The sequence below is a fragment of the Chryseobacterium subflavum genome (assembly GCF_055762745.1).
Window position 1 is genome coordinate 315,652 of the sequence record NZ_JBVTMR010000002.1, and the last position, 13,064, is coordinate 328,715.

General features: G+C 37.2%; 10 protein-coding genes. 7 read left to right on the forward strand and 3 right to left on the reverse strand.

Going from position 1 to position 13,064, the window contains the following annotated elements:
* Positions 1 to 111: 111 nt before the first annotated feature.
* The 5 genes from AC0INN_RS10690 (at position 112) to AC0INN_RS10710 (ending at position 8,110) form a co-directional block, all read left to right on the forward strand.
* On the forward strand, positions 112 to 2,937 hold the full coding sequence (locus AC0INN_RS10690; RefSeq protein ID WP_273650213.1) for a TonB-dependent receptor: 2,826 nt from the start codon (positions 112 to 114) through the stop codon (positions 2,935 to 2,937).
* A gap of 37 nt (positions 2,938 to 2,974) precedes the next feature.
* Positions 2,975 to 4,246, forward strand: a complete 1,272-nt coding sequence (locus tag AC0INN_RS10695; RefSeq protein WP_273650214.1) for a DUF5690 family protein — start codon at positions 2,975 to 2,977, stop codon at positions 4,244 to 4,246.
* 12 nt (positions 4,247 to 4,258) lie between these two features.
* On the forward strand, positions 4,259 to 5,413 hold the full coding sequence (locus AC0INN_RS10700; RefSeq protein WP_273650215.1) for a TIGR03364 family FAD-dependent oxidoreductase: 1,155 nt from the start codon (positions 4,259 to 4,261) through the stop codon (positions 5,411 to 5,413).
* Between the two features lie 4 nt (positions 5,414 to 5,417).
* Positions 5,418 to 6,086, forward strand: a complete 669-nt coding sequence (locus AC0INN_RS10705) for an HAD hydrolase-like protein (protein ID WP_273650216.1) — start codon at positions 5,418 to 5,420, stop codon at positions 6,084 to 6,086.
* Positions 6,087 to 6,256: 170 nt separating this feature from the next.
* On the forward strand, positions 6,257 to 8,110 hold the full coding sequence (locus AC0INN_RS10710) for an alkaline phosphatase family protein (protein WP_273650217.1): 1,854 nt from the start codon (positions 6,257 to 6,259) through the stop codon (positions 8,108 to 8,110).
* An 81-nt stretch (positions 8,111 to 8,191) separates the two neighbouring features.
* Here AC0INN_RS10710 and AC0INN_RS10715 read toward each other — a convergent pair whose 3' ends face one another.
* The 3 genes from AC0INN_RS10715 to AC0INN_RS10725 are packed head-to-tail and all read right to left on the reverse strand — an operon-like array spanning position 8,192 to position 10,509.
* A complete protein-coding gene (locus tag AC0INN_RS10715) occupies positions 8,192 to 8,671 on the reverse strand; it encodes a GNAT family N-acetyltransferase (RefSeq protein ID WP_273650218.1) in 480 nt (159 codons plus the stop codon).
* A 13-nt stretch (positions 8,672 to 8,684) separates the two neighbouring features.
* Complete coding sequence (locus AC0INN_RS10720; protein WP_172281596.1) at positions 8,685 to 10,100, reverse strand: aminotransferase-like domain-containing protein; 1,416 nt, start codon at positions 10,098 to 10,100, stop codon at positions 8,685 to 8,687.
* A gap of 43 nt (positions 10,101 to 10,143) precedes the next feature.
* Positions 10,144 to 10,509 (reverse strand): hypothetical protein, encoded by a 366-nt coding sequence (locus AC0INN_RS10725; protein ID WP_273650219.1) that lies wholly within the window; start codon positions 10,507 to 10,509, stop codon positions 10,144 to 10,146.
* A gap of 498 nt (positions 10,510 to 11,007) precedes the next feature.
* On the opposite strand from AC0INN_RS10725, the gene AC0INN_RS10730 reads away from it, so the two are divergent.
* Positions 11,008 to 12,048 (forward strand): glycosyltransferase family 9 protein, encoded by a 1,041-nt coding sequence (locus AC0INN_RS10730; RefSeq protein ID WP_306613176.1) that lies wholly within the window; start codon positions 11,008 to 11,010, stop codon positions 12,046 to 12,048.
* Positions 12,049 to 12,101: 53 nt separating this feature from the next.
* Entirely contained in the window at positions 12,102 to 12,944 is an 843-nt protein-coding gene (locus tag AC0INN_RS10735; RefSeq protein WP_273650221.1) for a lipopolysaccharide kinase InaA family protein, read from the forward strand.
* Positions 12,945 to 13,064: the final 120 nt, after the last annotated feature.

Below are 13,064 nucleotides of genomic sequence, written 5' to 3' on the forward strand. Positions count from 1 at the left end.
TAATACACCCTTAACAATATGGCATTATTTGTTAATCATTACTTAATACCAAATATTTACATATATTAAAATTATTAGCTTGTTTTGCATAAAAATTTAATATTTGTAAAAATGAAAACAAGATTGAAGAAATTACTCCCCCTTATGTTTCTTTGTTTCATTGGATGGGCATCCGCCCAAAAACAAACGATTACGGGAGTTGTATCTGACGAGAATCAACCTCTTCCCGGAGCTACGATCAAAATAAAAGGATTATCTAAGAATATGGTTACCGATATTGATGGTAAATTCACCATTAATGATCTTAAGGCAGGTGAATATAATTTGCAGATAAGCTATATAGGATATGAAAGCACTACTCTTCCTGTAAGCATTCAATCCGAAGAAAATACTGATCTGGGCATAATCCGATTACAACAAAAACATAAAAATATTGACGAAGTAATTGTTACCGCCACATTAAAAAACAGCGAAGCAAGAGCTTTAAATCTTCAAAAGAATGCAATCAACATGACCAATGTAATTGCTTCGGATGGTATCGGAAAACTTCCGGACAGAAATGCCGCAGAAACCGTTCAGCGGGTCCAAGGTGTTTCTATTGAAAGAGACCAGGGAGAAGGACGATTTGTATCTATACGGGGACTTCCTCCGTTCTGGGCTTCAACAACGATTAATGGAAACAGGCTTCCAACGGCAGAGGAAGAAACCACTTCAAGAGCAACGGCTTTTGACTTCTTCCCAACAGAACTTATTTCCTACGTGCATGTCAATAAATCTTTCACTCCGGATATGGAAGCTGATGGAATTGGAGGCGGTGTGAATTTCATTACCAAAACCCCTCCTATGAAACAAGAGCTAAAGATCACGGTTGGAAGCGGTTACAATGCAAAATCCGACAAGGGAGTTTATAATCTGGGCTTATTGTACGGAGGAAGAACAAAGGATAAAAAGCTGGGATACCTTTTCAATATTGCCCACTTTACGAGAAACTGGTCTACAGATAATTTTGAGGCGAGAAGAAGTGGTGACCAGGGAGTCTTCAGATTGGAGTTGCGGGATTACAATGGGGTAAGAAAGACCACGGGGATCAATACAGCTTTTGAATACGTGTTGTCTCCAAAGAGCACTCTTTATTTAAAAGGAATGTACGGAACGTTAGCAGATGATGAAACCCACTACAAGCACAGAATAAGATTCGATAAATTCAGTTCTACCAACAATACGGCAAGAGTGGAATTACAGAATATCCATAATCTTCTGATTACGCAGCTAACCTCTGTGTCTCTGGGAGGGATCCATCAATTGAATAAAGGAAAAATAGATTGGGACTTGTCCTACTATGATAACCGGTTCAAATATGGAAACATTCCGGACAAACAAAACAATTCTTATTATGTGATCAAATACACTCAGTCCGGAGTTGGCATTGATCCTAATTATATTGCAGATCGCGGAAATGGGCCTAGAGCGTATTGGAAAGCCGATGGCGGAAAATTGGATTATAAAGATCCTGATGCATTATTTGGGTTCTACAGTGACCCTAATTTCAAAATGGATGCTTCTCAAATGAGATTCACAGATCTTGAATTCTACAAAGTTTTTGTTGAAGAAAAAGACAAAATTGTAGCGGCCTTCAACCATGAGATTTACGCCTCGGATAAACTGACCTTCAAGTATGGTTTTAAATACAGGGATAAAGAGCGTAATGCAAAATTTTCAGATATTTTCTATAGCTGGAACAACGGAACAGCTCCCCTCCTTTCTGATTACGGGCAGTACATTACTACGCAGCCTAACGGTCCAAAATATTTAAGTGAAATGAATGCCCATATTGGCAACAGTTTCGGTCCTGTTTTATCGACTACCGGAATGGACCAGTTCTGGTTCCAGAATCAGGGAAATTTAAAAATAAATCCCGCAGATTCGGAATCTTTGGAATACAATAAAGCATTGGGTAGAAACTTCGATGTATTTGAAAAACATGCCGACGCATATGGAATGGGAACATATAAACTAAATGATAAAATTACAATATTGGGAGGAATCAGGCTATCTAATACCAATACGAAGGTAAAAGGTTATAACGTAATTGATGATAAACTGGTTCCGGTAGAAAATACTAAAAAATACCTGGCCGTTTTACCCATGCTACACATCAAGTATGCATTAAACGACAAAACAAATTTTCGTTTTGCAGCAACAAGAACTTTTTCAAGACCCAATTTCGGGGATCTTACACCTGGAGGAACTTATATTGAGGCCGACAACGAGTTTAAAGGAGGAAATCCTAATCTTAATCCGACGTATTCGTTAAACATTGATCTGATGGGAGAATACTATTTCTCCAATGTAGGTATTTTAAGCGGAGGGATCTTTTACAAATCCATCACAGACCCCATTTTCCAGGATTCTTTTGTAGGTTCTTATAATGAAAATCCAGGAGTTCAGTTTACAGCACCCAATAATGGAAAAACAGCATCATTGGGAGGTCTTGAGCTTGGCCTGAACAGAAGATTCGACTTCCTTCCGGGATTCCTGCAATATTTCGGAACACAGCTAAACGCTACTTTCATGACTTCAAAAATGGAGAAACCCAGTGGTAGAAAGGTAGCCCTTCCTTATCAGGCAAAAGAACTATACAACATACAGTTATTCTTCGAAAAAAAGGGATTCAATGCAAGACTGGCTTATAACTATAAAGGAAAATACGCCGTGGAATACGCTGAAGATGATATCAATGACACGTACTATGGAAAGTACAGCAGCTTAGATTTTGGAGGATCTTATCAGTTTACAAAATTTCTGACGCTGTATGCAGATGTAAATAACATCCTGAATAAGCCTTTGATCTATCATTTCGGTAAAAATGAAAATCGCCCTGAACAGGTGGAATATTATGGTGTAAGGTTCAATATGGGAATTAAACTTAACTTCTAGCAGGGTCAAAATGGAAGGCAACACCAATAAAAATAGAATGGTAACACTGAAGGCAGCATTTTCTGCTTTCGGTGTTTACTTCTGCATGTACGGATTCCGAAAGCCTTTTACGGTAGCTTCATTCGAAGGCCTTGCATACTTCGGAGTGGATTATAAGGTCCTGATAATCATTGCCCAGGTTATGGGATATTTTATTTCAAAATTCGTTGGAATCCGATTTATTTCTGAACTAAAACCCGCGAAAAGAATCTTCTACCTGTTAAGCTTTATTGCTATTGCAGAGCTTGCATTACTGGGTTTTGCAATCTGCCCGGCACCTTACAACATTATTTTTATGTTCATTAACGGTTTTCCGCTAGGATTGATCTGGGGAATTGTTTTCTCCTATATTGAAGGAAGAAAAACGACGGAGATCATAGGCTTGTTTTTATGCTCAAGCTTTGTCGTTTCGTCCGGGTTTACCAAATCTGTCGGAAAATTTATAATGGATACGTTTGGTGTTTCAGAATTCTGGATGCCTTTTACAGCGGGATTGGTTTTTATTATTCCTTTGGTCATTTTCGGCATCATGTTAAATAAAATTCCCAAGCCATCAGCAGAGGACATTTTATTAAAGAATAAAAGACAACCATTAGACAAGCCTGCAAGAAGGGCATTAATCCGCCGTTTCTTCATTCCTATGATGTGCATTACTATTGTGTATATCAGTTTAACCATTCTCCGGGATTTCAGAGACAATTTCAACCGTGAGATATGGGATGCCCTTAGCTTTACAACAGACAGCTCTGTTTTTACCCTGACGGAAATTCCGATCGCCATTGTAGTGCTTTTAATTTTAAGCCTTATGGTAAGGGTAAAAAACAATAAAAAAGCTTTTGCCTATTATCATTACATTCTTTTTGCGGGAATACTAACGGTAGGATTTTCAACGTATTTCTTTCAGCATCATATGATGTCTCCGTTTCTATGGATGATGGTCTCCGGAATGGGAATGTATCTTTGCTATATTCCATTCAACGGAATTTATTTTGACAGGATGATTGCGGCCTTTGAAATCAAAGGAAATGTAGGGTTTCTGATTTATTTTGTAGATTCATTTGGTTATTTGGGCAGCGTTCTGATCTTACTTTATAAGAATTTCGGATCTTCCAAAACAACATGGCTGAATTTTTATATTCAACTCAACTATTTCATCGTAATTACGGTTTTGATTTCTTCAGTGATTGCTTTCCTAGCTTTCAAAAAAAAATCCAAACCTAAACTAAATAAAAATCAATACTTCCATTTCGATGCTTCGAAAATGGTTTAAAACAAAAGTAAAATGACAACAAAATTTGATCTTATTGTTGTGGGTGGCGGAATTCTGGGAACATTTCACGCTTATCATGCACTAAAAAGAAACCTTAAAGTAGCTTTGGTAGAGAAAAATGCACAGCCTCAGGGAGCTACGGTAAGAAATTTTGGGCAGGTGGTTCCATCGGGAATGGATCTTAAATGGCAAAATTTCGGAAGAGAGAGTCTGGCCATATATAATGAGCTGCAATTCCAAACAGATCTAACAATACGAAAAAACGGTTCTGTTTACCTTGCTTCCAATGAAGAAGAACTTAAGCTTATCAATGAACTTTATGACATCAACCGGAAAAATGGTTACGAGTCTGTTCTTCTCTCAAAAAACGATTGTATGAAGAAATTTGATGGACTTCGTTCAGATTATTGTAAAGGCGGATTATTCTTTCCGGAGGAACTTTCTATAGATTCGGGGGAAATGATCGTCAAACTTCATAAACTTTTACAGGAAAAACTGGATTTAAAGATCTATAATAATACGACCGTAATTGAAACGTATGAAGATAATAATCAATGCGTTGCCCAGACATCAGACGGACAGCAGTTACAGGCTGCAAAAATAATCATCTGCGGAGGTCATGAGTTTAAAACCTTATATCCTAACGTATTCAATGAAAGCGATTTAGTGGTCACGAAACTGCAGATGCTACAAACCAAAGCTCAGGGTATTTATTCCTTACAGGGAAATATCCTTACCGGGTTATCCATCAGAAGATACGAGTCCTTTCAGGAATGTCCTTCCTTTCAGGAAATCAAGGCGTTAGAAACCCCTGATTCTTTCGAAAAGAGATATGGGGTCCATATTCTATTTAAGCAGGCTCTTGATGGATCTATCATTTTGGGAGATTCCCATGAATATGCAAGTGCAAAGGATTCGGATGCCCTGGGATATGACCTGAATATGGAAATCGATGAGTTTATGATCAGCGAGGCCAAAAAGATCATTGATCTTCCAACCTATGAAATTCAGAGAAGATGGTTTGGGATCTATTCTCAATGTAAAACAAAAGATATTTTCGAACATAATCCTTCTCCCAATATTCATATCATCACAGGTATCGGCGGCAAGGGTATGACCGCAAGCGGTGGATTCTCAAAATTTAATATAGATAAAATATACGCATAAAATAATGAAGAACATAGAATTATTGGTTCTGGATATGGCCGGAACAACAATTAATGAAGACAATGTAGTTTATAAAACTTTAATGCACGCAGTAAATGATTACGGTTATAATGTTACTCTGGAAAAGGTATTATCGAGCTGTGCAGGAAAGGAAAAATTAGAAGCCATCAGTGGTTTACTTATTGAAATAGGTGGCGACGCAAATGATTCCCTTCCCATTTTTGAAAATTTCTCTGATCAGCTAAAAGTAGCGTATCAGAACCTTGATGTAAAGCCGATCGAGGGTATTGAAAATTTTCTGCTAAAAATGAGGTCCAAGGACAAAAAAATTATTCTTAATACGGGATATACCTATGATATTGCGCAGCAGCTTCTGGATAAGCTGGGATGGAAGGAGAATGTATATTATGATGCCCTTATTACGGCTAATGATGTATCCGAAAGCCGCCCAAGTCCTGAAATGATTCATCTGGCCATGCAAAAATTCAACATCCTTGATCCTCAAAAAGTGCTGAAAGCAGGAGATTCGGTGGTTGATATTGAAGAAGGAAAAAATGCAGGGTGTGGATTAACGATTGCCGTTCTTTCTGGGGCTCAAAAAAGATCCGAACTTGAAAAATCCAATCCTGATTATATATTCAATACCCTATCTGAGGCTGAAGAAGTTATCTAGCATATTCTTTCATCTTACTACTGATCATTCAGCCTCAGTTTCTTATCGTTTTTTTATCCTTTAATTAACTTTAAGTTCACACATGTTTACAAATAGTAAATTAATTTTACAAATAATAAAATATTAATTACTATTTGTAAACATTTTCATTTCAAAAAACAAAAATTTCTATGAAAACAAAACTATTTTCAATGGCAGTTATAGTGAGCTGCTTTTTAAGTGCTCAGACAAAAAAGGTTCTTTTTATCGGAATCGATGGTTGCCGGGCAGATGTTATGATGTCTTCCGATACACCTAATATTAAGTCGTTAATTACAAAATCGGTGTATTCCCTTGACGGCCTTTGTGCTGCGACGACCTGGAGTGGAAATGGATGGAGCACCATGCTAACTGGGGTATGGCATACAAAACACAATGTTCAGGATAATAATTTCACAAACCCGAATTATGTAAATTATCGCGATTTCCTTACCCGTGCAGAGGCCTATAATTCAAATTTAAGAACAATCTCCCTCGTACATTGGTCACCTATTAACGATATTATTATTAAAAATGCAGATGTAAAGACCAATTTCAGCACAGATTTAGCGTTAAAAAATGCTGCTGTAGATGCATTGCAGAATGATAACCCAGATATTCTGTTTGTGGATTTTGATGACGTGGATCACGCAGGCCACTCTTATGGTTTTTCTTCGACCGTACCACAATATGTTTCCTCAATGCAAACAACAGACACTTATATCGGAGAAATTGTAAATGCGATGAAAAACAGGTCGACTTACAACAATGAAGATTGGCTGGTAGTCCTGACAACAGATCACGGGGCAGTAAATAATGGTCATGGAGGAGGAAATCTCTCTGAAAGGAATATCTTTACGATCTACTCTAATCCGAACCTTACTCCCCAACAGATCAGTAAAACGGACATTGATTCGAATGTCACTTTCAACCAACTTAACTTCCCTGCCGGTACTTATGCCAAGCCTACCAACCAGGTTCCTTTTAACTTTGGGGCTAATCAGGACTTTACGATTGAATTTTGGGTAAAGCCTAATGCCAGCTTCTCGAGTGATCCTGTAATGATCAGTAATAAAAACTGGAACAGCGGAAAAAACAAAGGATTTGTTATCTCAGGATATTCGGGACAAACCTATAAAGTAAATATTGGTGATGGTACGAACAGAATTGACCTGGTAGGAGGAAAAATGGAAACCAATAAGTGGAAACATATTGCAGTAAGTTTTGATAGGGATGGCCTTGTAACTCTCTATGAGGACGGTGTGCCTGTTACTTTTGCCAAAATGAATACAATCGGAAATATTGATTCAGGGCTTCCGTTAACGATCAATCAGGACGGAACCAATACTTATGGACAGAACCTGGCCGCTTCGTACAAAGACATCAGGATCTGGAAATCAGCCCTTCCTAATGATGTTTTAGTTAATTGGGCTACCCAAAATATCACTTCTGCCCATCCTTATTATGCTCAATTACTGGCTAATTGGAAATGCAATGAAACTTCCGGCAATACACTAACAGATTCAAGTTCAAACAGTAATAACAGTACGATTACAGGAAGTCCTACCCGTAGCCTCAATACAACAACTAACTTTAAAATCTATAATTATTTATCTACCACAAGAGAAACAGATCATCTTCCAACTGTACTGAACTGGCTATGTGTTCCTGTAGAAAGCTCCTGGGGAATTGATGGTACCAACAGATTATCCAGCTGCCAGAGCAATACTTTGTCTGCAAAAAGCACGGAAAGACCAGCAGAAGATTTTAAGATATATCCCAACCCGGCAAATCAGAATATCAATATAAAATTCAAATCTGATGAGAAAGAAATGACATTTACAATCATCGATACCCGAGGGTCCGTGGTTTTGTCTAAAACATCGAAATCATCGGATGGACAATATGACGAGACATTTGATATTCATAAGGCCCCAACAGGTGTTTATTTTATAAAAGTTACAGGAGTCCAGAAGTCCCTAACGAAAAGCTTTATTAAGAAATAAGAAAGAATTTCAATATCATTAGTAGATTTAAATTGGATATTAGAACGAGGATTACTCCAGGTTCTAATATCTTTTTTTTATTTAATCCCTAAGCTTTAGCTCCATCTGTGTATCGCAACGGTTATACGCCGAATGAGTAACCGGAATATGCTCAAATCCAAGCTTTTCATATAATTTAATCGCTGGCACCAAAATAGAATTGGTCTCCAGAAATATTTTCTCCGCGTGTAATGATTTTGCTTTCTCCACCAAAGCCTTTCCTAAAAGATATCCGATCTTTTTACCCTGGGCCTTGGGGCTTACTGCCATTTTCGAAAGTTCATAGGTTTCAGGTCCTGCCTTCACTAAAGCACAGGTTCCTACCACTTCATTATCCAATAGGGCAAATACAATGTGACCTCCTTTACTGATAATATATTCCTCAGGATTATCAAGCAATTTGTAGTCCCCGCTTTCCATCACGAAGAATGTTTTGATCCACTCTTCATTCAATGCTTTAAAAGCTTCTTTGTATTGAGGGTGATACGCCTCAATCTTTACTTCATTATTCTGGTCATTCATATTCTTTATAGTATTAAATATTATTCTTTATCATATTTCCGAGTTTTTCAATATCACTTTCCACCCTATCGGTCCATTCCAGGGCATAATTCAGTCGCATACAGTTCCGGTACTGATCATATTGTGAAAACATCCTTCCCGGAGCAAAATTGATTTTATGACTAAAAGCTTCGTCAAAAAGATCCTCAGTACATATCCTTTTATCGAGCTCCAGCCAAAGCATAAACCCACCTTTAGGTTCCGAGATTTTGGTATTATCCGGAAAATAGGAGGTAACCGCTCTCTGAATCTGCAAATAATTGGAATAGACTTTATTTCTGAACATTCTTAAATGATGATCATATCTTCCATATTCAAGAAAATCAGCAATTACATCAGAGTATAATGACGGACTGCATACCGTCTGAACCAGCTTCTGGCGGATTATCCTGTCTTTAAATTGTCCCGGGGCGACCCAACCTACCCGGTATCCGGGAGCCATAGTCTTGGATACAGAGCCTACCCACATCACCAGCCCTGCTTCATCATAAAATTTACAGGGCTTGGGGCGTTCTGCTCCAAAGTATAAATTCCCATAAATGTCATCTTCAATCAGCGGGACATTGTAATGGGTAATTAATCTTACCAATTCCTTTTTATGCTCATCGGGCATCTGAAAGCCCATCGGATTATTAAAATTAGTCACAAAACAACATGCCGATAATTTCGGCAATACCTTTTTCAGGGCATCAAGATCTACTCCATATACCGGATGAGTAGGAATTTCTACGGCTTTCAACCCTAATAACTGAATAGCCTGTAAGATCCCAAAATAGGCCGGACTTTCAATCGCGACAGAATCACCGGGCTGCGTCACTGCCATCAAACTGTTATAGATGGCATTCATTGCTCCGGACGTAATAACCAGGTCGTCTTCTGTAATTTTTCCTTCCATCACTAAAGACCATTTGGCAATCTCCCGGCGAAGATTATGATTCCCTTGTACCGGCTCATAATTCGTTCCAAAATCATTTTTACTTTTGATTACATTAATGATGGATTTCTTCATCTTAGCCAAAGGCAGAAAATTCTTGCCGGGTATAGCTAAAGCAAATTGGGTGATTCCTGAATCTGAAATCGTTCCGAATACTTTATCTATAAGATCTTCTTTGGTTCCCTCTATTTTGGAATCCTTCATTTTGGTTACAGATGGAAGATCCAGTTTCCGCTGGGAAGTGTGGCTTACATAATATCCAAACTTGGGTCGGGACTCAATCAGAGACCGGCTTTCCAATTCCATATAAGCCAGTTTGATCGTATTCAGGCTTACATTGTATAACTTCTGGGCACTTCTTAGGGAAGGCAGTTTATCTCCAAACTGTAAGGTTTCAGTCTGGATCTGCTCCATCATTATTTTTGCTATTTTGAGATATAAGACTTCTTTGCCCATAATATCATTGTTTTACATAAAGCAAGCAAAAAGCTATTCATCCTTAAATATTGATCCAGTTTATGATCCTGCTGATGGTGCTTTTCAATTGCCCGGGGTCATTATAATTATCTGAAGGAGCTTTTTTAAAACAATCTTCAGCATACTTTTTGAAAGCCTCCTTTTCTTTTGCATCCATATTCCCGGCTTCAAAAATCACAAAATCTACTGTATCCTGATCATTGATGATAAGACTTGCAAAAGCTATAATTTCATCTGTTTTTTTGGCCATTACAAACGGAAGTCCAAAGTCTTCATTCACTTGCTTCAGATTTCTTTCTTTCACAAAAATCTGTTTCAGGTGCACCAGATCAGAAATATAAACCTCATCAAACTGAAGTTTGCCTGTAGGCAGAAAGCATGTTTCCATAGTGTTTACATTAGATATGTAAAGTTAAAGCACAATGCTAAAAGGATACAGATACAGAACTTACTATTATTGTAGGTACAGCAAATTTATTAAAAAGAATTGGTTTGTATTATCGGAGCGTTATTCTACCGGTATGGTATCGAAAACCCTTCAGCTAAAATCCGGAAAATAGTTTTGCAGAGATTTGAAAGGTTCAAATAAATTTTCAAATCGAACAGGTAGATTCTATGCTTTCTTTATTTTAAAGACTTTTTCTCCTTTTATTAATTTTTTATCTAAAAAAACATCAATTGTCCATAACCTGAAATCCCTATGAATAAAGGACTTTACAAACATTACAAAGAAATTTTCAATTGTATACATATTAAATTTTATAAACACAATTAACTTTTCAGTAAATAATCAATCAAATGATTGTTTTGTGCTAATTTTATACATACGGTTTTTTTTAAGGAATGTTTAATACGAAATCGGGATTATCATGATCCCCGCTGAGCTATGAAAATACCCAAACAACTCAATGTGATCAGGAGGAAGGTAATGCGTGGTCTTACCAAAAATATGGGCCAGTCGAATTCTACCGTTAAACCCGGCAAAGAAGTCATCATAAAAAAAATATTGATTTCGCGCCCCAACCATAGATTAGGGAATTTATTATTGCTATCCCCTATCGTTCAGGAGGTTAACGATACTTTTCCGGATGCCAGGATTGATTTATTTGTAAAGGGAAGTATATCACCTATTATTTTTAAAAATTATAAAAATATTGACCAGATCATTCAGCTTCCGAAGAAACCTTTCAGCAACCTTCTGAAATACATCCGGAGCTGGAGTTTGCTTCGCTGGAAAAAGTATGATTTAGTGATCAATACAAGCCATAGCTCGTCATCGGGAAAAATATCCACCCAACTGGCCAATGGCGATTATAAATTCTTTAATGAATGGAATGATGAACTTCATTCAGAATATCCGGATTATCCGCATGCGGCAAAAAATCCTATTTATAATTTGCGAAAATTTCTTACCCACCTGGGATTTGAAAAAAATACGGGAAAGGTTCCTTTTTTAAATATAAAGCTGAGTCCGGAAGAAATAGAAACGGGTAAAAGGAAATTAGAAGGAATTACTAAAAACGATAAAAAAACCATTTGTCTCTTTACCAATGCCACAGGCGATAAATGCTATTCCAATACCTGGTGGGCATCATTCTATGAAAGCCTGAAAATGACATTTCCAGATTATAATATTGTTGAACTTCTACCGGTAGAAAATATTTCCAGATTAGATTTCAAAATTCCCAGTTTTTACAGTACCGACATCAGGGAAATGGGTGCCTTTATAGCCAATACCAGTGTTTTTATTGCCGCAGATAACGGTGTAATGCACTTAGCCAGTGCCGTTGGAACACCGACAATAGGATTGTTTATGGTAACGGATGAAAATGCATATAAACCCTATAACGATAAAAGCTTCTCCATTAATACAAATAATGTTAAGGAATCCGAAATACCGGATTTAATAAAAACGGTCCTTCAATAACCGTTGACTAATATTGAAAACACACAAACACACACCACAATTATACCACTCATATGAATCTTGTTCTTGCACCAGATTATGCTCATTACCAAGATGAAATAATCCGTATTATCAAAAATTTCCATAGTGAGGGGACTTTAATCGGTCCCGGAAGCAGAAATATTGTAAAGTCATTTTCCATCAATGGAAAAAAATTCAATTTTAAATCATTTAAGCAGCATAATTTTATCAACAGGCATGTCTACAAATACTACCGGAAATCCAAGGCACGGCGATCTTTCGAATATGCCCATATGCTGATCGATAAAAACCTTCACACCCCACAGCCGATTGCTTATGTAGAGTTTCACGACTGGCTGGGTCTTACCAACAGTTATTATATCAGTGAACAACTGGAAAACATATATACTCTGGAAGATGTGATGTACGCACGAAGCCCCTTTGAAAACCTGAAAGAAGTCATTAAAGAGTACACTCAGCTCATCTATTATTTACACGAACAGGGAATTGAGTTTATCGATAATTCTCCGGGGAATTTTCTTATAAAAAAAATCAACGGCGCTTATCGTTTTTTTATGGTGGACCTTAACAGAATGAATTTCCACACTGAATTTGAAATGCCCAAAAGGATCAAAAACTTCTCACGGATAACCAATGATCCGAAGATTCTTAAACTGATCAGTTCAGAATATTCTAGGCTGGCAGGAATTTCTTCGGAATACTTCCTTACACAGATTGTTAAAGCTGCCAATACTTTACAAACCAAGCGAAGAATAAAAAAGGTTCTGAAGTTTTATAAATATTTCCTTAAAGTACTTCCCGTTCTTAAAAACTTAATTCTTATCTCATTAATCAGTTTTTTAGAATCTGATTTACCTTTTCTTGTTTTTACCTGAAGGTCAAAAATTACAGTAGAAGGAAGGTGTTGATTTATAGTCGGAAGAAATTTTCAGCCCCAAAGTAATTATCTAAGATAATTGAAATATAAAGTCCTGCTTTTTAAGTAGGATTTTTTG